Source organism: Kibdelosporangium phytohabitans (assembly GCF_001302585.1).
GTDB lineage: Bacteria > Actinomycetota > Actinomycetes > Mycobacteriales > Pseudonocardiaceae > Kibdelosporangium > Kibdelosporangium phytohabitans.
In genome coordinates this window covers 8018821-8042357 of record NZ_CP012752.1, presented here as the reverse complement: position 1 = coordinate 8042357, position 23537 = coordinate 8018821, and the positions used below count along the sequence as shown (strand labels likewise).

The 23537-nt window shown below is 68.8% G+C and carries 20 protein-coding genes and 1 pseudogene; 13 read left to right on the top strand and 8 right to left on the bottom strand.

Going from position 1 to position 23537, the window contains the following annotated elements; translation table 11 throughout:
* Positions 1-68 precede the first annotated feature (68 nt).
* Positions 69-833, top strand: a pseudogene (locus AOZ06_RS36250) (aminotransferase class IV); the annotation flags it as partial.
* Here AOZ06_RS36250 and AOZ06_RS36245 read toward each other — a convergent pair.
* The 6 genes from AOZ06_RS36245 to AOZ06_RS36220 form a co-directional block, all read right to left on the bottom strand.
* Positions 830-1789 carry an acyl-CoA desaturase gene (locus tag AOZ06_RS36245; RefSeq protein ID WP_054293502.1) on the bottom strand — a complete coding sequence of 320 codons (960 nt, stop codon included), beginning with the start codon at positions 1787-1789 and terminating at the stop codon, positions 830-832. The pseudogene AOZ06_RS36250 and the gene AOZ06_RS36245 sit on opposite strands and share 4 nt — an antisense overlap.
* A 4-nt stretch (positions 1790-1793) precedes the next feature.
* Positions 1794-2741, bottom strand: coding sequence for a COX15/CtaA family protein (locus AOZ06_RS36240; RefSeq protein WP_054293501.1), 948 nt, complete (start codon positions 2739-2741; stop codon positions 1794-1796).
* Positions 2742-2778: 37 nt separating this feature from the next.
* Positions 2779-3492: an ABC transporter permease gene (locus tag AOZ06_RS36235; RefSeq protein WP_083472808.1), complete on the bottom strand. Its 714-nt coding sequence runs from the start codon at positions 3490-3492 to the stop codon at positions 2779-2781.
* An 86-nt stretch (positions 3493-3578) separates the two neighbouring features.
* Entirely contained in the window at positions 3579-4514 is a 936-nt protein-coding gene (locus AOZ06_RS36230; RefSeq protein WP_054293499.1) for an ABC transporter ATP-binding protein, read from the bottom strand.
* Positions 4515-4525: 11 nt separating this feature from the next.
* The gene (gene mptB, locus AOZ06_RS36225; RefSeq protein ID WP_054293498.1) at positions 4526-6157 is read right to left on the bottom strand and encodes a polyprenol phosphomannose-dependent alpha 1,6 mannosyltransferase MptB; all 1632 of its coding nucleotides are present in this window, start codon (positions 6155-6157) and stop codon (positions 4526-4528) included.
* Between the two features lie 48 nt (positions 6158-6205).
* Positions 6206-6664: an Lrp/AsnC family transcriptional regulator gene (locus AOZ06_RS36220; RefSeq protein ID WP_054293497.1), complete on the bottom strand. Its 459-nt coding sequence runs from the start codon at positions 6662-6664 to the stop codon at positions 6206-6208.
* 83 nt (positions 6665-6747) lie between these two features.
* Here AOZ06_RS36220 and AOZ06_RS36215 point away from each other — a divergent pair, with 83 nt between their 5' ends.
* Positions 6748-7854 carry a trans-sulfuration enzyme family protein gene (locus AOZ06_RS36215; RefSeq protein WP_054293496.1) on the top strand — a complete coding sequence of 369 codons (1107 nt, stop codon included), beginning with the start codon at positions 6748-6750 and terminating at the stop codon, positions 7852-7854.
* Here the strand turns inward: AOZ06_RS36215 and AOZ06_RS36210 are convergent.
* The gene (locus AOZ06_RS36210; RefSeq protein WP_063810173.1) at positions 7851-8606 is read right to left on the bottom strand and encodes a nucleoside phosphorylase; all 756 of its coding nucleotides are present in this window, start codon (positions 8604-8606) and stop codon (positions 7851-7853) included. The genes AOZ06_RS36215 and AOZ06_RS36210 overlap by 4 nt on opposite strands.
* A 50-nt stretch (positions 8607-8656) precedes the next feature.
* Here AOZ06_RS36210 and AOZ06_RS36205 point away from each other — a divergent pair, with 50 nt between their 5' ends.
* Positions 8657-9394 (top strand): AMP-binding enzyme, encoded by a 738-nt coding sequence (locus tag AOZ06_RS36205; protein WP_054293495.1) that lies wholly within the window; start codon positions 8657-8659, stop codon positions 9392-9394.
* Here AOZ06_RS36205 and AOZ06_RS59230 read toward each other — a convergent pair.
* Positions 9330-11087, bottom strand: coding sequence for a GNAT family N-acetyltransferase (locus tag AOZ06_RS59230; RefSeq protein WP_083472158.1), 1758 nt, complete (start codon positions 11085-11087; stop codon positions 9330-9332). The two genes, AOZ06_RS36205 and AOZ06_RS59230, sit on opposite strands and share 65 nt — an antisense overlap.
* A 28-nt stretch (positions 11088-11115) precedes the next feature.
* Here AOZ06_RS59230 and AOZ06_RS36195 point away from each other — a divergent pair, with 28 nt between their 5' ends.
* The 10 genes from AOZ06_RS36195 (at position 11116) to mug (ending at position 23418) form a co-directional block, all read left to right on the top strand.
* Positions 11116-16284 carry an NACHT domain-containing protein gene (locus tag AOZ06_RS36195; RefSeq protein WP_157233445.1) on the top strand — a complete coding sequence of 1723 codons (5169 nt, stop codon included), beginning with the start codon at positions 11116-11118 and terminating at the stop codon, positions 16282-16284.
* Positions 16285-16387: 103 nt separating this feature from the next.
* Complete coding sequence (locus tag AOZ06_RS36190) at positions 16388-17098, top strand: helix-turn-helix transcriptional regulator (RefSeq protein WP_236951854.1); 711 nt, start codon at positions 16388-16390, stop codon at positions 17096-17098.
* Complete coding sequence (gene sufB, locus AOZ06_RS36185) at positions 17095-18546, top strand: Fe-S cluster assembly protein SufB (protein WP_054293492.1); 1452 nt, start codon at positions 17095-17097, stop codon at positions 18544-18546. The genes AOZ06_RS36190 and sufB overlap by 4 nt, the downstream gene beginning before the upstream one ends.
* A 1-nt stretch (position 18547) precedes the next feature.
* Entirely contained in the window at positions 18548-19708 is a 1161-nt protein-coding gene (gene sufD / locus AOZ06_RS36180; RefSeq protein ID WP_054293491.1) for a Fe-S cluster assembly protein SufD, read from the top strand.
* The gene (locus AOZ06_RS36175) at positions 19705-20019 is read left to right on the top strand and encodes a non-heme iron oxygenase ferredoxin subunit (RefSeq protein ID WP_054293490.1); all 315 of its coding nucleotides are present in this window, start codon (positions 19705-19707) and stop codon (positions 20017-20019) included. The genes sufD and AOZ06_RS36175 overlap by 4 nt, the downstream gene beginning before the upstream one ends.
* Before the next feature lie 28 nt (positions 20020-20047).
* Entirely contained in the window at positions 20048-20821 is a 774-nt protein-coding gene (sufC, locus tag AOZ06_RS36170; RefSeq protein WP_054293489.1) for a Fe-S cluster assembly ATPase SufC, read from the top strand.
* The gene (locus AOZ06_RS36165; protein ID WP_054293488.1) at positions 20818-22089 is read left to right on the top strand and encodes a cysteine desulfurase; all 1272 of its coding nucleotides are present in this window, start codon (positions 20818-20820) and stop codon (positions 22087-22089) included. Before sufC ends, AOZ06_RS36165 begins: the two co-directional genes overlap by 4 nt.
* Positions 22090-22091: 2 nt before the next feature.
* Complete coding sequence (sufU, locus tag AOZ06_RS36160) at positions 22092-22535, top strand: Fe-S cluster assembly sulfur transfer protein SufU (RefSeq protein ID WP_054293487.1); 444 nt, start codon at positions 22092-22094, stop codon at positions 22533-22535.
* A complete protein-coding gene (locus AOZ06_RS36155; protein WP_054293486.1) occupies positions 22532-22918 on the top strand; it encodes a metal-sulfur cluster assembly factor in 387 nt (128 codons plus the stop codon). The genes sufU and AOZ06_RS36155 overlap by 4 nt, the downstream gene beginning before the upstream one ends.
* Entirely contained in the window at positions 22915-23418 is a 504-nt protein-coding gene (mug, locus tag AOZ06_RS36150; RefSeq protein ID WP_054293485.1) for a G/U mismatch-specific DNA glycosylase, read from the top strand. Before AOZ06_RS36155 ends, mug begins: the two co-directional genes overlap by 4 nt.
* Positions 23419-23537: the final 119 nt, after the last annotated feature.

Below are 23537 nucleotides of genomic sequence, written 5' to 3'. Positions count from 1 at the left end.
GAGTTGTTCGTCTTCCATCGACCAACCACGCCGGGCACCGGCTTGTTCCGGATCCGGGTGATCATGTCCGGGTGCGGGACATCGAAACGATCGCGTTCGTCAACTACGGCCACTACACGTCGATCCTGGTCAGCCAGGATGGTGCACGGGGGCTCACGGCGCACCTCGAGCGCCTCGATCGGGACGCCCGGGTGGTTTTCGGGCACGGCATCGACGGCGAACTGGTCCGCGGGCGGATGAGGGAAGCGCTGCGCGGGCACGAACTGCCCGCCAACGTCCGTGTCACCGCGTTCGCCCGCGGTGTGACTCCCGGCAAGGTGGCCGGTCTCGAACCACCTGACGTTGCCGTCACAGTACGGCCGGTGCGGTCACGGCAGGCGCCGGCGGCACGTGTCCGCTCGGCCGTGTACAGCCGTTACCTGCCCGAAGTGAAGCACACCGGCACGTTCAGCCTGTTCCACCAGGTGCGGCTCGCTCAGGAAGCCGGGTACGACGACGTGTTGTTCGTCGGTGCGGACGGCCGCGTTTCGGAGGGCTCGTTCTGGAACATCGCCTTCCACGAGGGTACGAAGGTCGTCTGGCCGGACGCGCCCGCGCTGCCCGGAGTCGAGATGACCCTGCTGCGCGCGGGCCTGCGGGCGCTGGGGATCCCGGAGGAACGCCGCGCAGTCACGCTCGCGGACATCCCCGGGTTCCGTTCGGCGTTCCGCACCAACGCGATCACGGGCCCGGTCGCGATCGCGTCGATCGACGACGTGACCTACGCACCGGACCCGGAATGCGCCGCGTTGCTCGAGGCCGCCCAGCGGGCAGTACCCAGCGAAGCTTTCTAGTTCGTCCTGCGGCGGGCCAGTCGTTCCGCTGTCGGCCAGCGCACGTCCCACGCCCAGCCGAGCTTCTCGAAGATCCAGATCGTGCGGGCCGAGATGTCGATCTGACCGCGCAGGACGCCGTGCCTGGCGCAGGTCGGGTCGGCGTGGTGCGAGTTGTGCCACGACTCGCCCATCGACAGGATCGCCAGCGGCCAGAAGTTGGCCGCGCGGTCGCGGCTGGCGAACGGGCGTGAGCCGATCATGTGGCAGACGGAGTTGACCGACCACGTCACGTGGTGCAGGAACGCGACCCGCACCAGGCCCGCCCAGAAGAACGCCGTCAGCGCGCCCCACCACGACCAGCTGATCAGGCCGCCGAGCAACGCGGGCAGCGCCAGGCTGGCCGCTGTCCACACCCCGAACAGTTTGCTGACCACGCGCAGGTCGTCGTCACGCAGCAGGTCCGGTGCGAACCGCTCGTAGTTGGTGACGTCGCGGGAGAACATCCAGCCCATGTGGGCGTGCCAGAAGCCCTTCAGCAGCGCCCCTGGCGACGTGCCGAACAACCACGGCGAGTGCGGGTCGCCTTCGCGGTCGGCGTACGCGTGGTGGCGCCGGTGGCTGGCGACCCAGAAGATCACCGATCCCTGTACAGCGAAGCTGCCCGCGATGCCGAGCGCGATCCGGACCGGGCGGTTGGCCTTGAAGGCGCCGTGCGTGAAGTACCGGTGGTAACCGACGGTCACGCCGAGCGTGGCGATCACGTACATCGACACGGCGAGCACGATGTCGAGCCAGCTCAGACCCCAGCCCCACGCCAGCGGCACGGCTGCGATCAGTGCCGCGAACGGCACCAGCAGGAAGACCTTGAGAACCAGTTGCTGAGCGACTGTTCGGCGCTCGCCGAGCAGGGGCGCCGGTCCGGATGCGGTCGTCGTCACGAACCGGACATTAGGGGCTGACGATGACGGTTGCATAGTGTCAGAGCGAAGCGGCGGCGAACTGCTCGTGCTCAGTGGCCTCCACAGTGGCCGATCGTTCCCTGCTCCACGCCCACAACGACGCGGTCGCGACCGTCACCAGCATCGCGCCGAAAACGTGCAGGACGACCAGCACACCCGGCACGCCGGTGAAGTACTGGACGAACCCGATCGAGCCCTGCGCGAGGACCGCACCGAGCAGGACGAAGTACCGCTTCCGGACGTCACGGGGCGCCGGTCCGCGCCACAGCAGGAAGCCGACAAGCGCCAGCAACGCGAGGAACGCGTACAGGAAAGCGGCGTGTACGTGGGCCAGCGTGGACACCGGCAGGTCCAGCCGCGGGGTGTTCTTGTCGCCCGCGTGTGGCCCGGCGCCGGTGACCATCGTGCCCACGACGAGCAGGCCGACGAGCACCACCGTCTGTGCGACGAGCACCCGGGGGACCCACGGGTGTGTCCGGGGCCGTGGCGGCCCGTCGCTTTCCCGCAGCGAGCGGACCAGCATCACCGCGAACCACGCCAGGACGGGCGAGACGACCATGTGGACGCCCACCGTCCACCACAGCAGCCCGGAGCGGACCGTGATGCCTCCGATGATCGCCTGCACCACAACGCCGCCCATCATGGCGGCGGACAGCCACAACACGCGCTTGCGGTGCGGACGGGACAGCAACGCGGCCAGGAAGCACAAGCCACCGATGATGCCGACGACGCCGGACAGCAGCCGGTTGCCGTACTCGATCCACTGGTGGAACATGTCCAGCTCGGGATGCTCGACCGGGACCATGCTGCCCGGCAGGCAGTTCGGCCACTCGCTGCAGCCGAGACCGGAGCCGGTGACCCGGACCACCGAGCCGGTGATCGCGATACAGACGTTGGCGACCACGGCGGCGATGGCGAAGCCATACTGCCCCCGGATGATCCGTTGCTTCAGGCCGGTCCGGTTCACGGGTCGATGGTATGCGTAGCGTGCCGAGTGATCGTCATCAGGTCAGCCGAGTCGTGCGTGCCGCCACCACAGCGGCCACCGCGCCCCACCCGACCAGTACCACGAGCGGCTGCCAGCCGGGGCCGCCGCCGTTGAGCGCGAGGTCGACGCCCTCGGTCAGCGCGCCGGACGGCAACAGCTCGACGATCCCGGCGACACCGGACGGCATCGAGCCGGCCCGCACGATGATCCCGCCAGCGAGCAGCAGGACGAACCAGATGATGTTCGCCAGCGCGAGCACGATCTCCGCGCGCAGCGACCCGCCGAGCAGGACGCCGAGCGCGCCGAACGCCAGCGCGCCGAGCACCGCGAGCAGCACGGTCCACAGCACGCCACCGAGCGACGGCGACCAACCGAGCGCGAGCGCGACGACACCGAGCACGATCAGCTGGATGGCCACGACGGTCAGCCCGGCGAGCACCCGCCCGCCGGCCAGCATCCAGCGGGGGAGCGCGGTCGCCGCCAGCCGTTTGAGCACGCCGTAGCGCCGGTCGAAGCCGAGCGCGATCGCCTGCCCGGTGAACGCCGACGACATCACCGCGAGGGCGAACACGCGCGGCACGACCGAGTCCACCCGCGGCTCGGGCAGCGAGATGATGTCGATCAGGGTGAGCCCGACCAGCAGCGCGATCGGGATCAGCAACGTGAGCAGGATCTGCTCGCCGTTGCGCAGTGTCAGTCTGGTCTCCGTGCGCGCGTGCGCGAGCAGCATGCGTGTCCTGCTCCCGGCGCCGGGCGCCGGGCGGAACGTGCCGGCGGGGAACCGTGAGTTGACACCGTTGGAGGCGGCTGTGGCCGTCAACGCAACTCCCGTCCGGTCAATTCGAGGAACACGTCCTCGAGGCTGCGCCGGCCGACGTGCAGTTCCTCGGCCAGCACTCCTTGTTGGGCACACCACGCCGTCACTGTGGAGACTACCTGTGGATCGACGCGCCCGGTAACGATGTATGTGCCCAGAGCAGCCTCGGAGACGTGGCAACCCTCGGGCAACGCGGCGGTCAGCAGCGAGGTGTCGAGCCCGGGTCGTGCCTTGAACCGCAGTTGCTGGGTGTCCGGGTCCTCGGTGGTGAGCTGCGCGGGGCTGCCCTCGGCGACCACCCGGCCGTGGTCCACGATCACCACGTGGTCGGCCAGGCTCTCGGCCTCCTCCATCAGGTGCGTGGTCAGCAGCACGCTCACGCCGTCGTTGCGCAGCGCGGAGATCATGTTCCACACCAGCCGCCGGGCCTGCGGGTCCATCCCGGACGTCGGTTCGTCGAGGAACACCAGCTCGGGCCGTCCGACCAGGGCGCACGCCAGCGACAGCCGCTGTTGCTGCCCGCCGGACAACCGCTTGTACGGCGTGCGCAGCGCGTTGCTCAGACCGAGGACGTCCAGCAGCCAGTCCGTGTCCAGCGGGTTCGCGGCGCACGAGGCGACCAGCTTGAGCATCTCGCCCGCGCGCACGCCCGGGTACGCCCCGCCGCCCTGCGGCATCACGCCGATCCGGGGACGCAGCTTGTCGCTCTCGGCACGCGGATCGAGACCCAGCACCCGCACGCGGCCCGCGTCGGGACGCAGGAACCCCTCGCACACCTCGACAGTGGTGGTCTTGCCCGCGCCGTTGGGCCCGAGCAGCGCGAGGACCTTGCCCCGCGCCAGCCGCAGCTCGAGGCCGTCGACGGCGGTGGTCGAGCCGTAGCGCTTGACCAGTCCCGACACCTCGACGGCAGGACAGGCTTCGGAAGCGCTCACAACCGAATAGCCTAGGGGTTGCCCGGCGCGGTGTCGTTGGGCCCCTCGGCTGGAGCGACGCGGGTCACCTTGCGGGGCAGCAGCGGCACACTCCGGTTGAGCCAGAAAAGCAGCGCCAGCAAGACGATGATCGCCGCGATGTAGGCGAACACCATCACGTACGTACGGCCCGCGAACGTGCCGCCCGTGGTCGGCAGCAGCACCGACGCGACCGTGCAGCCCATCGTGGCCAGGCGCCGGAAACGCCTGGTCCCGGCCAGTGACGCGGCCAGCGGGATCGCCGGGAACAGCAGGTACCAGGGCTGCATGGCCGGGTGCAGGATGAGGAACGCGGCGAGCGAGACACCGAGGCCGGTCATCACGCTGCGCCTGCCCGCGAGGCTGTCCCACATCATCTTCACGGTGATCACCGCGGCGGTGGCGTAACCGAGCAGCGTGAAGATCTCCAGCACCGCGGTGGTGTGGTTGCCCAGGCCGAGCGTGATGCCCAGTACGCCGCCGAGGTTGCCCAGTTCGGACACCGGCGACATCCAGCTGCGCACCAGGCTCGGTGTGTCCAGCGCGCCCACCCAGCCGAAGCCCAGGCCGGTACCGAGGCACGCGGCGGTCATCGTCACCCCGGCCGTGGCCACGAACAGGCCACCGACCGCGAACAGCCGGGGTACGCCACCGCCCCATCTGCGCGTGACCTGCACGCCGACGAACGCGGCGGCCACGAGAGCGGGGAGTTTCACGGCGGCGCCGAGCGTGATGACCGCGATGCCGAGCAGGACGAACGTCCATTCCCGGCGTGCCGACGCGATCGGTGGGTCACCGGGCCGCGGCAGGTACCGCAGCGAGACCTCGACACCGGCCATCATCAGGCCGATCGACAGCGCCTCGTTGTGCACACCGCCGACGAGGTGGAACAGCACCAGCGGGTTGGCCGCGCCGAACCACAACGCCGTGACCGGCTGTACGCCGAAGCGCCTGGCGAGCCGGGGCAGCGCCCACACGAAGAGCGCGATGCCCACGATCGCCAGCAGCCGCTGTGTCAGGACACCGGTGACGACGTGGTTGCCGGTCACGGAGTTGAGCAGGTGCCCGAGGTAGAGGAACAGCGGTCCGTACGGCGCGGGCGTGTCGCGCCACATGTTGGACACGCCGCGGGTGAGCGGGTGGTCCTGGCCGAGTGCCTGGCCGGGGCCCAGTTCGTACGGGTCGAGCCCGAGCGACACGATCGAGCTCTGCGCCAGGTAGCTGTAGACGTCCTTGGAGAACAGCGGCATGGCGAAGATCAGCGGCACGCCCCACATCATCAGCGTGCGGTTGAGCTGGGCCCGGCTGATCAGCCGCGAGCGACCGGGTTTGGCGAACTTCCCGAGCAGCAGCCAGCCGCTGATGAGCATGCCCATGCCGAGCGTGCCGATCCCGAGCGACACCGCGGGGATGCGGGCGAACAAGCCGAGCACGGGCACGCTGGGCAGCGGGTTGAAGATCGGCAGCGCGCCTGCGCCGAGCGAACCGAAGACCAGCAGCAGCGAGCCGATGGTGCCGAACCGGCGGATCAGGTCGAGCTGGCGGCAGTCCTTCTCGTCCAACGGCGGTGGCTTCGCCACGACAGCCGGGACCGCCACGTCAACCGGCGCAGGTTCGCTCACCACCACGATCCGAAGGGTATCGCCAGGCCAACCCGGTCATGGCCGGAACCCTCAACCCAGCAGCCGCGTGACGGCGTCCACGCCGGAGCCCGCGAGCTCGCGCAACACGAGCCGGGTGTTCATCTCCACCACGCCGTGGTCGCGGGGCATCGCCATCACGAGCTCGTCCAGTTCGGCAACGTCCCGGCACGCCACGGTCAGCGTGTAGTCCCAGCGACCGGTCACGTGCACACCGCCGAGCACGGCAGGCTGGTCGAGCAGCCCGGCCTCCAGTTCGGCGTGGTCCGGGCCGGGGCGCAGCCGGACGTCGATGAACGCGCGCAGCGGCCTGCCCAGTGCGGCCAGGTCGACCTCGGCGCGGAAACCGCTGATCACCCCCGTTTCCTGGAGCCTGCGGACCCGTTCGGCGGTGGCTGTCGGGCTGAGCCGGACCCGGGCGGCGAGGTCACGGAAGCTGAGCCGTCCGTCGCTGATCAGCTCGGTGAGGATTGTGCGGTCGATCGCGTCCATCACTGGATTATCCATCGCGGATGGTGCCTTTCGCTGGATTAGTCGACGCCAAATCCGGCTTGGTGCGCCATAGGGTCGGTGACATGAATCGTCCAGCGAAATCGGCGGGTTACGTCGCCCGCACCCGGCCGGTCGTGCCGCCCATCTACCAGTCGGCCACGTTCTACCTCGACGACATCGCCTACAAGGACATCCAGGCCAACGACGGCCTGGGCGAGCACTGGTACAGCCGGTTCGCCAACCCGACTGTGGACGCCGCCGCTGCGGAGATCGCCGAGCTGGAAGGGGCCGAGGCGGCGTTGATGACCGCATCGGGGATGGCCGCGATCGCCACGACACTGCTGACGCTGCTGCAGAAGGGCCGCAGGATCGTCGCGGCGAGACAGGTCTACGGCGACACCCGCGACCTGCTCGTCAGGGACCTGCCCGCGCTGGGTTTCGACGTGACCATGGTCGACGCGGCGGACATCGACGCGTGGCGGTCGGCGATCGACGCCGCGCCGACCACGATCGTCTACGCCGAGACGCTGTCCAACCCGCAACTGGAACTCACCGCCATAGCCACGGTGGCTTCCCTGGCGCACCGAGCCGGCGCCCAGCTGGTCATCGACAACACCTTCGCCACGCCGTACACGGTGAATCCGTTGCGGCTGGGCGCGGACATCGTGGTGCACTCGGCGACCAAGTTCCTCAGCGGGCACTCCGACGTGATCGCCGGTGCCGTCGTCGCCGACCGCGAGACCATCGTCGAACTCCAGCGCCGGGTCATCACGCTCGGCGGGTGCCTCGACGCGCACGCGGCTTTCCTGGTGTGGCGCGGCCTGCAGACGTTCGGAATCCGGATGGACCGCGCCCAGTCCACCGCACGAGCACTGGTGCAGCGGCTGCGTGCCAACCCGCACGTCGCCGCCGTGCGTTACCCCGGCGACGGGGCGATGGTGAGTTTCGTTGTGCACGGCGGAAACGACCGCGCGTTGGCGGTCATGCGGCGGCTGCGCGTGGCGTCCGAGGCGACGAGTCTCGGCGGCGTGGAGACGTTGGTCAGCGCGCCGTTCAACTCGTCGCACTTCTCACTGAGCGAGCAGGAACTGGCCGACGCGCGGATCGACGCGGGCATGCTGCGGTTCTCCTGCGGCATCGAGGACACGGAGACCCTGATCGCCGACGTGGAACAGGCGTTGGCGGCTTAGAACCGCCCGGTGGCCTCGATCGCGAGCGGCAGCAGCTTGGCGCGCGCGTCGCTCGCGGTCCAGTTCCGCAGATCCCATTTCTTGCCACTCAAGTCGTCGCCCGCGTACAGCAGCAGACCGAGCTTGGCGCCGCGGAACCGGGCCGCGGCCAGCAACGCGGACGCCTCCATCTCGACGAGGAGACAGCCCTGGTCCCGGCGGGTGGCCACCATGGCCGGGGTCTCCCGGAAGGGCGCGTCGGTCGTCCACGTCAGCCCGACCGCGTGCGGGACCGACTGCTCCGCAAGCAATCCGGCCAACGCGTCGACCACGTCCGGATCGGCGTCGATGCTCGCGCCCGGTGGGGCGTAGTGAAACGACGTGCCTTCGTCCCGGATCGCACCGGACGGCACGACAACGTGCCCCACGGCCAGTTCGACCAGCGCACCGGTACCACCGCAGACGACGAGACTCCGCACACCACCGGCGATCGCGCGTTCCAAGTGGTGCACAGCGGACGGCGCGCCCACGGTCGGGTGGAACAACGCCACACGTTCACCGGCGGAATCCTCGGTGATGTAGATGCCATGCCCACCCATCTCGACGGTGAACTGGCCAACCCGCCTTGCCGCACCCCGTTCGACCAGCGCCGCGATCTGCTCACGGAAGAAGCACAGCACGGCCCGCTCCGGCCATGGCTCCGACAACTTCGGCGCTGACGGGGAGTACATCCCCACCCCGGTCGAATCGAACTGCAGCAGTGGAAGATCCATAACCCAACTGTGGCACGATTGTCCGATTGCCGGGCGAGGGGCGTGGTGTCATGACCTACGAGGATGTCGAAGCGGAACTCCGCAAGCACCCAGCGGTGCGAGCGTGCGTGGTCACCAGGATCCAGACAGGGGAACGGACGAACACGCTCGTCGCGTACGTCGTTACCAATGGCAGCAGCGATCCGGCAGCGATCCGGGCGTTCCTGTCGGCGCCCCGGCTGCCCGCCAAGCGGATTCCCCAGGCCGTGATACCGGTGCAGGAACTGCCCCGCACCAGTTCCGGTGAGCTGGACCGCAAAGGGCTGCCGCTGCCGGTGCTGCCCGGCCGGGCAGCGGGCGGCAAGGAGGCGCTGTTCGACATGGGCGACGTGCCGCTGGCGGGGCTCTCGTTGATCGTGGCGGTGTTCGTCGGTGTGCTCGCGTTCGTGATGACCACCGTGTTCTGGCCCGGCTCCACTGATCTGTCGGTGGTGCCCCAGCCGTACGCCGGGCTTTTCACCGGCCTCTACGTGGCGGAATGCCTGTCGTTCGGCTTGGGAGTCAGTTTCCTGCTGTTCGGCCGCGGGCGGTTGACCCGGATGGGACGTCCGCCGTGGCTGACCTCGCTCGCCCACCTGTCGGTGGTCTGGCTGCTCGTCGCATGGTGGCCTCAGGACAACTTCTACCGGCTCGCCGCCAAGACTGATTGGGGCCGGCAGGCCGTCCTCGTCTACGCGTTCAACATCACCTTGATGATCGCCGCGGTCGTGCTCGTCGCCTTCGCGCTGCGGGAGCGTCGCGTGGAGTGACTCGCAGGTCGCCGAACATCTCGCCCAGCGCCGCGTTCGCGTCGCGGACGGCGTTCTCCGCCTCCGTGAGCGCCTGGCTGCTACGGGCAGCGACCGCCACGCCCAGGTAGGGGACGGGATCGAACGCCGCTGTCGGGATCGTGACCAGCAGAGTCGCACCGAATTCCTGGCAGCGCTGGGAAACGTGGCCGACGTGTGCGCGCAATGCCGCTGAGGGCAGCCGCGCACCGAGCGGCAACCAGTCGAGCGTGCGAACGAAGTGGTGTCCTCCGCGCAGACGGTCAAGGGCGGCTTGGACGTGGAACGCGACGGCCGGTCCGGTGAGCCGCAGGTTGATCTCGACCGGAGCGAGGCGACCTGACTGGTCGGTGACGAAATCGACGTCATACCAACCCCGGTAGTGTTCCGCGGCCAAGATCCGGCCGACCGCGATCCCGAACTCGACGGCCGTGTCGGCGAGCGGTCCGGGCAGGACACCCGGGCCGACGGTGACTCCGCGGTAGCTGGTTGCGTCGACGTCCATCAGCCCGGCACCGACCGGGTGCACTTCACCGCCGGGATCGATGACGGCGTCGAAGGTGGGATTGCGGTTCAGGTCCGATCCCTCCACGTACTCCTCCACGAGCACGCCATCCGCCCACCGCCGCGCCAGCGCACGAAGCCCCTTCGTCTCAGGGGACACGATCAGCGTCCCGGACCCGCCGACGCCGTACTCCCTCTTCAGCACCACCTTCGTCCCGCCGGCCAGATCCCGTGCGAGCGCGCGACGCGATCCGGCGGGCCGTTGCGCGGGGACCACGATTCCGGGGTGCTCGGAAGCCAGCGAGGTGAACAGCGCGTGCGCGTGCCTTTTGGACTCGTAGCGGCCGATGGCCGCCAGCACGCCCGGGGATGACGGGGAAATCGGGTCGAAAGCCGCTGTCCGGCCCCACGGCAGCACCGGGAATCCGCGGGAAGTGAGATTTTCCACCAGCTCCGGCTGATCGAGGATCGCCTTGGACACGCGGCCGTCGTCGGCGATCCCGCCGCGCACCTCCACGTCGCCCCACCCGAGCACGGCACCGGCGTGCCGGCCCCACCAGTCGTCGACCTGTTGGGGGAGAACGATCATCGCGGGCCGTTGACCGCAGAACGCGGCCATGCAGGAGTAGTGGTCGGGACCCCGCACCCGGCCGGTGAACTGGCCGTTGAACTCGGCGACGTTGCCGACGTGGACCGTGGGACCGCCCGCGCCCCAGGCCACCGCCCAGGACGGCTCCGGGCGAACCGGCCACGCCAAGAACACGGGCATGCCACGGTGTGTGCCCTGCCGCTCCGCTCCCATCACCAGGTAGAAGCCTTCGGCGTGGGGGTCGGATTCGATCCGCACCCGCGTGAATCCCAGCCGCGCCGCCTCGGCCAGCACATGCCGGTACAGCACACGCCCGACACCGCGCCCCAACGCCTTCGGCTCCACGAAAAGCAGACCGAGTTCCCCGTCGGGCGGCTCACCGTCCAAAGTGGCCACACCGAGGGTCGTGCCGTCCCGCTCGGCGACCACCGTGCGCCGCGCGACGATCTCGTCGGCCCGAAGCCGGAGCACATCTTGGCAGGCAGCCAAGAACGCGGCGTCATAGCCCCAATGCGCCTTGGAACGCATCGTCAGCCCACTGAGCGCGCCGGCTTCGTCCGGACGCGCCGCCCTCAGATCCATAGCCCGACTGTGGCACGATTGTCCGACCGTGAGCGAAGGGGGCCATGTGTCGGGCAACCGGATGGACGGCACGTTCCACGGTCCCGTCGTCCAGGCAGGCGCGATTCACGGCGACGTCCACTTCCACGCCGCGAAGCCCCCGCGCCCGCGCACACCACCCCCGGCCGGCTGGACGGAGCTGCCCGAACTCCCCTCGGAGGTCCGTTACCTGCTGCGCGCCCAGATCCAGACGGCGCAGGAACTGCCGTACCGGTTGCCAGGAGCACGACGGCCATCACTGGCGACGGTGTACGTACGCCAAGGCCTCGGAACAGGCACGGAGAAAACGTCCGAGCAGACACGCCCGGAACCGATCCTGGACAGCCGGGGGCAGCTGATCGACTCCCCGAACCCACCGGTAGCCCGCCTGGCGGTGCGCCCGCCATCCCGGACGGTCCGTGAGGCACTGGACGGCGACAACCACCTTCTGGTAACCGGCGGCCCAGGCCAGGGCAAGTCGACGTTGTCACTGCGCCTGGCGGCAGACGTGGCCATGAGGTGGACGGGCACCGGTCCGGAACCCTTGGCTGAGCCGGTTGTGCCGCTGCGGCTGACAGCTCGCGAGCTGGCGTCCCGTCTAGCCCTGCCGTTCCCCGAGGCAGTCGCACAGAGCGTGCACGTGGAGTACGGCGCCCGATTGGCCGAGCCGGTCGAGCCAGCTGTGTTGCGGGAGCGGATCGCGGGTTGCCGTTGGCTGATGCTGGTCGACGGGCTCGACGAGGTCGCGGACAGCGCGCTACGGGACAAGCTCGTCAGTATCCTGGCCAGTTGGGCGTCGGACGACGACTCGCCCTATCGGATCGTGCTCACGACCCGGCCGATCGAAGGCGCGGCACTGGCCCCGCTGCAACGAGTCGGCGCCGCGCGGTACGAACTGCAACCGTTCGACCAGGAAGCACTGCGCCACTTCGCCTGCAACTGGTTCGAGAGTTCTGACCTGGGGGAGCGGTTCGTCCGCCAGATCCGTGCGGCGCATCTCGACGAGTTGGTGCGCGTGCCGCTGCTGGCCACCATCGCGGCGATCATCTTCGAGCAGTACGACGACCGCCCGCTGCCCGACAACCAGTATTCGCTGTACGAGGCGTACCTGAAGTACCTGCGCTCAGCGCACACCACCGAGCTGAAGCGTTTCGACCACGCTTGTGGGGCGTTGCTGGAGCACTTGGGCGTGGTGCGCCTCGAAGCCGACACCTCGCTCGTGGCGGCGACCCTCGACTGGGCGGCCCGGCACCTGCCGGACTCACCGGGGGAGGACGTGGTCGCCTACCTGGCGGCGGTCGGCCCGGTCACCCGGCGCGGCGACGACCTGCGCTTCCTGCACCACAGCTTCGCCGAACACCTTGCCGCCACGGCGAAAGCCCGCCTGTTGCCGGACTCGTTCACACCGGAGCACCCGGAGTTCGCCCGGCTCCTGCACGCCGCCCGTCCCGACGGACGCGGCAGATACGCCCGCGCGGTGCTCCTGCACTACGCGAGACTGCACGCCACCCAAGCAGACACACTGCTCAGATGGCTGCACGGAAGCCATGCCGATGATCACCTTCTTGCCGCGAGGTTGCTCGCGTGGCACATCCCCGCGTCGACCGAGGTGGTCGACGCGTTCCTGGCCAAAGCGAGGGCATGGGCGAAAACGAGCCAGCACCCGGCGCTGAGAATCCTGCAGCGAAGCAGCCGCGCGGCCCACCACCCCGGAATCACCGACTGGCTCGCCGAGATCATGCGAGACGCGGAAAGCCCGTGGGAGTCCCGCGTGGAAGCCGCGACTGCGCTGGCAACACGGCTGCACGGCGACGAATCCGCCGAGGCGGTCGTCCATTTGAGACTGGTGGTGGACGACGAGTCGATCGTGATCAGGCACCGCCTCGCCGCCGCCGAAGCACTGTCGGACTGCGGCGGTGAACGGGAAACCGCCGAACGGGGCCTGCGTGCGATCCTCGCCGACCCAGCCGCCAGCGCACGGCAGTGCCGGAACGCGGCGTTGGTGCTGGCCAACTTCGACGGCGCGGCCCGAACGCACGCCGTCGAGTCGCTGGTGGCGTTGCTCGACGATCCCATGACACCGGACGACGATCTGGTCGAAGCGGCCAACGGCCTGGTGGAGATCGGGGTCGAGTTCCACGGCCGGTGCGCTGACGTCTTCCGCTCGGTCATCGCGGGCATCCCGCACTCCCTCCCGGCCAGGGACGCAGCGCTGGGGTTGGCGTCCCTCGGTGCTGACCAGTTGGTCGAGGCTGCCGGCGCGTTGTGCGACGTGGTCACCGATCGGCGGACCGAGCCGACCAACCGGTGCCGGGCGGCGAGGACTCTGGCCAAGCTGGGGCCGCAGTACCGGAAAATCGCGGCTGACCTCGTACGGGCGATGACGGTGGAGTTCGCTCTCCGGCCAGGCGACAAGCCCGACCTCGCGGAGGCGCTCGCCGAGCTCGGCATGCGACCGCAGGCTGTCGGCGTGCTCCGCGAAGTGGTGGCGGATCCATTCGCCACCACCAACAACCGCTACTGGGCGGCACAGGCATTCGCCGACTTGGGAAGTGAGTACCGAGCCGAGACCGCGACGGTCCTCCTGGGGCTGGTGCGTGACGGCAGGAGTGCGTCGTTCGAGAAGACAGGAGCGCTCGGCAAGCTCGCCGAGTTCGGGCCGCCCTACCGGGACTCCGCTGTGGCCGCGTTGCGAGAGCTGCTCGCGGACCTCAGCGAACTGCCGGATCTGCGGTGTGAGGCGGGAACCCAGCTCAACCGGCTCGGCCCGGAGTTCCACGGCGAGGTCGCCGATCACCTGCGGTCGATCGCGTCGACCGCACCCGACCCGGGCATCCGGGCGCAGGCATGGTTTGCCCTGCGCAACACTGGTGTCGCCTTCTCACGGGAGGCGTCCCGACAGCTGTTCGCGCTGCTCGGCCCGGATGTGGCGGTGGCTTGGCAGGAGCATGACAACCGGCCGTCGGTCCTGGCCGGGGATGACGACCGCGATTCGGTTGCCGAGGTTCTGGCGGCGGTGGTCCGCGACACCGGTCGCAAGGGTGCTTTCCGCGTCGGCACCGCATTCAGACTCCTGCAACTCGGCAGGCGGCACCACCAGACCGTGGTGGCCGTGGTCGTCGGACTTCTCCGCTCGCCTGATCTGCCTGTTCGCGACCTGCCGTCTGTCGTGGGAATGATGACGAAGCTCAGCGGCGCTTCTCGAGCGGAACTCGCAGCCGTCATTCGCGCGACGGACACGACCGCGGCCGAGGTGTGCCACGTCGCTGACGCGGTGCTGCGGTTGGGCTGCCCGGTTGATCCGGAGATCGTCGACGCGCTGCGAAGCGTCGTGACCGACGATGCGACAGATGTGAGCCCGCGGCTGGAAGCCGCTGTCACGTTGGCGCGTGCGCACCCGCCGGAGCTCGGGATGGTTACCGACCTGGTACTGGGATCCCACCACCACGGCGAAGGGTACGCGTGGGGCATGCGAGTTGCCGAGCTCGCCAGGTTGGGTGCGGATGTCCTGCCGCGACTTCGGCTTCTGATGTCGGCCCAAGGTGTTCGCAGGGTGGTCCAGGAGGAAGCGGCGTGTCTGCTCGCTCGTAACCAACCGGATGCGCGTAGCGAGGCGTTGGCGCAGTTGCGAGCGCAGGCCGCTGACGAGTATCTGGATTTCTACTGGCGCACCGACGCTGTCACGGACCTGGCCGAGTTCGATCCGGACGCCTTCGAGCAGTCCGTCGTCTTCCACAGGGCTGTGCTGGAAGACGAACGTCAGCCGATCCGTGAACGCTGCGTCGCTGCGTCGCAGCTCGTGCACCTGGACGAGTCATCCAGAGCGATGGCGATGGCGATGCTCCGTCATTTCGTCGCAAGCACCGAGTTCACCGGCGAGGAACGTGCGTGCGGCGTGAACTGGTGGCCCCAGTTCGGCCGCTCGGGGCAGATCGAGCCGGAGGCGCTGGCACTCCTGACACACCCCGAGACACCGGACAGGACGCGCGTCGACCTGCACTCCCGGCTGCGCGGTAAACCGTCGATGACGATGAAGCGGTCGTTGCTCGCTGATTCGACGCTCCCGGCGAAGGACCGGGTCGGCGGCATAACCGCGTGGGCCAATCCCTGGCTGGCCGACGAAGCCGAAGCTGTCGTGCGGGAAGCCCTTGCCGCGCCGGAGACTTCCGCGGCCGAGCGAGCTGACGCCGCAGTGGCGCTGGCCAGGCTTTCGCCACGGCACATCCCGGCGGCGCTGCGCCTGCTGGCCGAGATGAGCGAGGGGGCGGACTACGCGCTCCGGGAGCTCTGCGATCTGAGCTTGTCCGCTCGCCGCCGAGTGGCCGACGAAGCGATGACAGCCGCGCGCAACGGTTCGTGGCGACAGCGAGTCAACGCGGTCGGGCAATTGCTGTACCTGATGCCGGGCCTCGCTGAGTCCGTGGTGGACGTCCTGCGTGCCGTGCTGGACGACAGCAGGACCGCTGACTGCCTCAAAGTCGAGATCCACTTCGCCCTGTGCGAACACGACGGCCTGGAGCCTGTACGGGCGATGCGAGACGATCCGCGCGCCCCGGCACCCATCAGGTGGCTCGCCGCTGACAAGCTCCGCGACTACGACATCGCCGATCGGGCCGCGGGCGCCCATGTCCTGCACGGCATCGCCACGTCCGGCTGTCGGAGCGCGCTGCGCTGGCGAGCGGCCCGTGACCTGCTCAGATTCGGTGAGCGTGGCCGGGAACTCGCCGCCCCGGTCTTGCGGGCAATGGTTGCTGACGAGGACCTGCCAACGCTCGCCCGCGTGGCGGCGGCGGCAACGCTGGCCAAAGCCAGGCCCGATCTGCGGCTGCAACTCCTGCGGCAGTTGAGGCGCCTGCGCACTGCCGAGAACCCGCTGGTGCGGATCCAGGTTCTCAAGACTATCGGTGGCGTGGACACGAGCGAAGCCGCCAGATCACTGGCAGCCATGACAAAAGAGCGCAATCTCCGACAAGGCGTACGCCTCAGAGCCGCCACCACCATGGCCGAACTGCGCCGCGACTACCGGGAGAAAGCGGCCATCGTGGCGCGCGAGGTGGCGCACGACGAGTCCGTGCCGTGGCACGTTCGGGTGAAAGCAGCGAGATCACTCGCCAGGTGGAGCGAGTTGTGCCGGGGTGAGGCCCGCGAGGTTCTCAGAGCACTGACTACGCACAGGTGAGTCGGAGGCTACTGAGCGTCGCCGGTTCGGGCCATCGAACATGACGCGGGTCACGGCAGACCCTCGTTGAGCGGCTTCGAGATAATTAGGTAACATCAGTGTTGTGAAAAACACCGGACCCGCTCAGCAGGCGGCCGACGGCAGCACGAGGCTCGCCGTCGCCCGGCTGCTGCTCGAGCAGGGCCCGGTGAGCGCGGTGGCGATCGCCGAGCAGCTCAAGCTCAGCGGTCCCGCGGTGCGGCGGCACCTCGACGCTCTCCTGGTCGACGGCCAGGCGTGCACCAGGGACGCCCCGCAGCGCAAGGCGCGTGGGCGTGGCCGTCCGGCCAAGCTCTTCCTGCTCACCGAGGCGGGCCGGGCGCGGTTCGGGCACGCGTACGACGACCTCGCCGTCGCGGCGATCCGGTTCCTCGCCGAGACGGGCGGGCAGGACGCCGTGAAGGCCTTCGCCGAACGCCGGATCAAGACGCTCGTCGATCCACACCGGACCTCCGTGACCTCGGCGGACACGCCGCAGGAGAAAGCGGAGGCCCTTGCCACCGCGCTGACCCGCGAGGGCTACGCTGCCTCGACTCGCAAGGTCGGGGCGGGAGAACAGCTGTGCCAGCACCACTGCCCGGTGGCGCATGTCGCGGCCGAGTTCCCCCAGCTGTGCGAGGTCGAGACGGCGGCGTTCGCCGACCTGCTCGGCATCCACGTGCAGCGGCTGGCGACCATCGCACGTGGCGACGCCGCGTGCACGACGCACATACCGGTGGAGCCTTATTCCACCTCCTTAGGCCCACCGATCCCGGATGGAGGGAATCCCGCATGACTGCCGCTGCCGAGCAGCGCACTCCCACCACAGCTGTGCCCATGACCCAGGACGAGACTCTGGCGACCCTTGGTCGCTACGAGTACGGCTGGGCGGACAACGATGTGGCTGGGTCCGGCGCTCGCCGTGGCCTGAACGAGGACGTCGTTCGGGACATCTCTGCCAAGAAGAGCGAACCCGAGTGGATGCTCGAGAGCAGGCTCAAGGGCCTGCAGCTCTTCGAGCGCAAGCCGATGCCCAACTGGGGCGCCGACTTGTCCGGCATCAACTTCGACTCGATCAAGTACTTCGTGCGCTCGACCGAGAAGCAGGCCCAGAGCTGGGAGGACCTGCCCGAGGACATCAAGAACACGTACGACAAGCTCGGCATCCCCGAGGCGGAGAAGCAGCGCCTCGTCGCGGGTGTCGCCGCCCAGTACGAGTCCGAGGTCGTCTACCACCAGATCCGCGAGGACCTGGAGGAGAAGGGCGTCATCTTCCTGGACACGGACACGGCGCTCAAGGAGCACCCGGAGCTGTTCCAGGAGTACTACGGCTCGGTCATCCCGCACGGTGACAACAAGTTCTCCGCGCTCAACGGCGCGGTCTGGTCCGGCGGCTCGTTCATCTACGTGCCGAAGGGGGTGCACGTCGACATCCCGCTGCAGGCCTACTTCCGGATCAACACCGAGAACATGGGCCAGTTCGAGCGGACGCTGATCATCGTCGACGAGGACGCCTACGTGCACTACGTCGAGGGCTGCACGGCGCCGATCTACTCGAGCGACTCGCTGCACTCCGCGGTCGTCGAGATCATCGTCAAGAAGGGCGGCCGCTGCCGCTACACGACCATCCAGAACTGGTCGAACAACGTCTACAACCTGGTCACCAAGCGCGCCAAGGCCGAAGAGGGCGCGACCATGGAGTGGGTCGACGGCAACATCGGCTCCAAGGTCACCATGAAGTACCCGTCGGTGTTCCTGATGGGCGAGCACGCCAAGGGCGAGGTCCTCTCGATCGCGTTCGCGGGCGAGGGCCAGCACCAGGACGCCGGCGCCAAGATGGTGCACATGGCGCCGCACACCTCGTCGACCATCGTGTCGAAGTCGGTGGCCCGCGGCGGTGGCCGCACGTCGTACCGCGGCCTGGTCCAGGTCAACAAGCGGGCGCACCACTCCAAGTCCACTGTGAAGTGCGACGCGCTGCTCGTCGACCAGATCTCCCGGTCGGACACGTATCCCTACGTGGACATCCGCGAGGACGATGTCCAAATGGGACACGAGGCGACCGTCTCGAAGGTCAGCGAGGACCAGCTGTTCTACCTGATGTCGCGCGGCCTGACCGAGGACGAGGCGATGGCGATGGTGGTCCGCGGGTTCGTCGAGCCCATCGCGCGTGAGCTGCCAATGGAGTACGCGCTCGAGCTGAACCGCCTGATCGAGCTGCAGATGGAAGGGGCCGTCGGCTGACATGGCGGAGCTAGTCAAGGAGCACTCGCACGGCGCGGGTGCTGTCGTTCCCGCTTCCTCCCGTGCGGCGCAGTTCGCGTCGTTCGACGTGGACGCGTTCGAGGTACCCGGTGGCCGCGAGGAGATCTGGCGCTTCACGCCGATGAAGCGCCTTCGCGGCCTCCACAGTGGAGCAGCCGCCGACGGCGCCGTCACCGTGACGGTCGAGGCCGCCGGCGAGGTGAAGGTCGAGACCGTCCAGCGCGGTGACGACCGGCTCGGCACGGCGGGCACGCCGGACGACCGGATCGCCGCGCAGGCCTGGTCGTCCTTTGTGGACGCCACGGTCGTCACGATCCCCAAGGAAGCCCGGCCGGACACCATCTTCATCAAGGTGGCCGGTCCCGGCGAGGGCAAGCTTGCCTACGGGCACCTGCAGGTCCGCGCCGAGCAGTTCGCCGAGGCCGTCGTGGTCGTCGACCACAGCGGTTCCGGGACGTACGCGGACAACGTGGAGTTCATCGTCGGCGACGGCGCCCGGCTCAACGTCGTGTCCGTCCAGGACTGGGCCGACGACGCGGTGCACGTGTCGTCGCACCACAACAAGCTGGGCCGGGACGCGACCCTGCGGCACACGACGATCACCCTCGGCGGCGACATCGTGCGGCTCTCGCCGACCGTGACGTACACCGAGCGCGGCGGCGACGCCGAGATGCTGGGCCTGTACTTCGCGGACGCCGGGCAGCACTTCGAGAACCGGACGTTCGTCGACCACGCGGTGCCCAACTGCAAGTCCAATGTGGTCTACAAGGGCGCGCTGCAGGGCGAGGGCGCGCACACGGTGTGGATCGGTGACGTGCTCATCCGCGCGGCCGCCGAGGGCACCGAGACGTTCGAGCTGAACCGGAACCTGATCCTGACCGACGGCTCCCGCGCCGACTCGGTGCCGAACCTGGAGATCGAGACCGGCGAGATCGTCAGCGCCGGGCACGCCAGCGCCACCGGCCGGTTCGACGACGAGCAGCTGTTCTACCTGCAGGCCAGGGGAATCCCGGAGGAGCAGGCGCGCCGCCTCGTCGTGCGCGGCTTCTTCCACGAGATCCTGGTCAAGATCGGCGTCCCCGAGCTGCGCGAGCGGCTCGAAGCGGCGATCGAGGCCGAGCTCGAGGCGGTCGGCGCGTGATACGGGCCTGTGCACTGTCCGAACTGGACGACAAGAAGCCCCTTGCCGTCGAGGTCGGCGACGTCGCCGTCGTGCTGGTGCGCGAGGGCGACGAGGTGCACGCCCTGCGAGACGAGTGCTCGCACGCTTCGCTGTCGTTGTCCGAGGGCGAGGTCACCCGCAAGGGAATCGAGTGCTGGCTGCACGGTTCGTGCTTCGACCTGCGCACCGGGCAGCCCTCCTCCCCGCCCGCGACCGAACCCGTGGACGTCTACGCGGTTCGCGTCGACGGCGACGACGTCTACGTCGACCCCACCACCACCCTGAACTGACTGCGGTATACGGAGAAATCAGAGAGTTATGGCCACCCTGGAGATCAAGGACCTGCACGTCTCGGTCGTCGCCGACGAGGTCGACAAGGAGATCCTGTCCGGCGTCAACCTGACCATCAAGGCGGGCGAGACCCACGCGATCATGGGCCCCAACGGGTCCGGCAAGTCCACCCTGTCCTACGCCATCGCCGGGCACCCCAAGTACGAGGTCACCTCCGGCCAGGTCCTGCTCGACGGCGAGGACGTGCTGGAGATGAGCGTGGACGAGCGCGCCCGCGCCGGCCTGTTCCTCGCCATGCAGTACCCGGTCGAGGTCCCCGGCGTGTCGATGTCGAACTTCCTGCGCACCGCGGCCACCGCCGTGCGCGGCGAGGCGCCGAAGCTGCGCACGTGGGTCAAGGAGGTCAAGACCGCGATGTCCGACCTGGACATCGACCCGGCCTTCGCCGAGCGCAGCGTGAACGAGGGCTTCTCCGGTGGTGAGAAGAAGCGCCACGAGATCCTGCAGCTGGGCCTGCTCCAGCCGAAGATCGCGATCCTCGACGAGACCGACTCGGGCCTGGACGTCGACGCGCTGCGCGTCGTGTCCGAGGGCGTCAACCGCTACCGCGCGTCCGGCGAGGTCGGCGTCATGCTGATCACGCACTACACGCGGATCCTGAACTACATCAAGCCGGACTTCGTGCACGTCTTCGCGGGCGGCAAGATCGTCGAGTCGGGCGGCCCCGAGCTCGCCGACCAGCTCGAGAGCGAGGGCTACGTGCGGTTCACCGGCAAGCGCGAGGAAGCCGTCGCACAGTGACCTCCGACAGTCTTGATGTAGCGGCCATCCGCAAGGATTTCCCGATCCTGCAGCGGACGGTCCGGGACGGGAAACCGTTGCACTACATCGACTCGGGCGCGACTTCGCAGCGGCCGCGGCAGGTTCTCGACGCCGAACGCGAGTTCCTCGAGACCTCCAACGCGGCTGTGCACCGCGGTGCGCACCAGCTCTCCGAAGAGGCGACCGAGGCCTACGAGGACGCGCGGCGCAAGATCGCCGACTTCGTCGGTGCCGACCCGGGCGAGCTGGTGTTCGTCAAGAACGCCACCGAGGGCATCAACCTCGTGGCGTACGCGATGAGCAACGCGTCGATCGCGGGGCCCGAGGCCGCGCGGTTCCTGCTCGGGCCGGACGACGAGATCGTCATCACCGAGATGGAGCACCACGCGAACCTCGTGCCGTGGCAGCAGCTCGCGCTGCGCACCGGTGCGACGCTGAAGTGGTTCGGTGTCACCGACGAGGGCCGTCTCGACCTGTCGAACATCGACGAGCTGGTCACGTCGAAGACGAAGGTCGTGGCGTTCACCCACCAGTCCAACGTGACCGGCGTGGTCAACCCGGTCGCGCCGCTGGTCGCCAAGGCGCAGGAAGTCGGCGCGCTGACAGTGCTGGACGCGTGCCAGTCCGTGCCGCACCAGAAGGTCGACTTCCGGGCCCTCGGTGTGGACTTCGCGGTCTTCAGCGGGCACAAGATGGTCGGCCCGTCCGGGATCGGCGTGTTGTACGGGCGGCGTTCGCTGCTCGAGGCGATGCCGCCGTTCCTCACCGGTGGCTCGATGATCGAGATGGTCCAGATGGCCCGCTCGACCTTCGCGCCGCCGCCGCAGCGGTTCGAGGCGGGCGTGCCGATGACGTCGCAGGCGATCGGTCTCGGCGCGGCCATCGACTACCTGTCGGTGGTCGGCATGGACCGGATCGCCGCGCACGAGCACGCGCTCACCGAGGCCGCTCTGCGTGGTCTCGCGGAGATCCCCGGCGTGACGATCATCGGGCCGGCGGACATGACCGACCGCGGCGGCGCGGTCGCGTTCGTGATCGACGGCGTGCACCCGCACGACGCGGGACAGGTCCTGGACGACCAGGGCGTGGCGGTCCGCGTCGGGCACCACTGCGCGTGGCCGTTGCACCGGCGTCTGGGAATTCCGGCGAGCCTGCGTGCGTCGTTCTACTTGTACAACGACCTCGACGACGTCACCGCGCTGGTGGACGGGGTCAAGGAGACCAAACGGTTCTTCGGGGTGAGCTGACGATGCAGATGGAGCAGCTGTACCAGGAGATCATCCTGGATCACTACAAGAACCCGCACGGCCGCGGCCTGCGTGACCCGTTCGACGCGGAGTCCTTCCAGGTCAACCCGACCTGCGGGGACGAGGTGACGCTGCGGGTGAAGCTGGACGGCGAGACGGTCGAGGACGTGTCGTACGAGGGCCAGGGCTGCTCGATCAGCCAGGCGTCGACGTCCGTCCTGACGGATCTGGTCGTCGGGCGTAGCGTGGGGGAGGCGTTCAAGACCCTGGATGCCTTCACCGAGCTGATGCAGGGCAGGGGCCAGGTCGAGCCGGACGAGGACGTGCTGGAGGACGGCGTCGCGTTCGCGGGCGTGGCCAAGTACCCGGCGCGCGTGAAGTGCGCGTTGCTTGGTTGGATGGCGTTCAAGGACGCGGTCGTACGAGCGGAAGGGGACGCCCGATGAGCGAGCAGGACGTGGTGCGCGGCGCCGAGGGCATGCCCGAGGTCACGCCGAAGGCGGATGTCGCGGCGATCGACGACCTCGAGGAGGCCATGCGTGACGTGGTCGACCCCGAGTTGGGGATCAACGTGGTCGACCTGGGCCTGGTGTACGACATCAAGGTCGAGGACGACAACACCGCGACGATCGACATGACGCTGACGTCGGCGGCGTGCCCGCTGACCGACGTGATCGAGGACCAGACCCGGACCGCGCTGACCGGTGGGCCGGGTGGCGGGCTCGTGGAGGACTTCCGGATCAACTGGGTCTGGATGCCGCCGTGGGGCCCGGAGAAGATCACCGAGGACGGACGCGAGCAGCTGCGCGCGTTGGGCTTCACCGTTTGACCGGCATACCGGACATCATCGCCCCGGGTCTTTCCGTGTTGTTCTGCGGAATCAACCCGGGGCTTTTGTCTGCTCAGCTCAAGCAGCACTTCGCCCGGCCGGGCAACAGGTTCTGGCCCGCGCTGCACCTGTCCGGCTTCACACCGCGGTTGTTGAAGCCGTCCGAGCAGTTCACCTTGCTCGACCACGGCCTGGGCATCACGAACATGGTCGCTCGACCGACCGCCCGCGCCGACGAACTGTCCGGTCAGGAATTCGTCCAGGGGGCCGAAATCCTGACCGCGCTGGCCGTCGAGTACGCCCCGCAAACGGTTGCGGTGGTGGGAATCGGCGCCTATCGCATGGGCTTCGGTCGTCCGAAGGCGACGATCGGCGCTCAGGACGAGCGTCTCGGTCCGTCGCGGTTGTGGGTGCTGCCCAATCCGTCGGGTCTGAACGCGCACTACCAGTTGCCCGCGCTGGCGGAGGAGTTCGGCAAGCTTCGTCGGTCACTGGGCTAGTTCATGTCGTCAGCGTTGCTCGACGCGGGTTTTCCGCGGGGCGAGGCAGGATCGCATGGCGGTGGCCATCTTCGGTGCGGCATGGCGGTCACCCCCACAGCCCAGTACTCCCCGCCAAC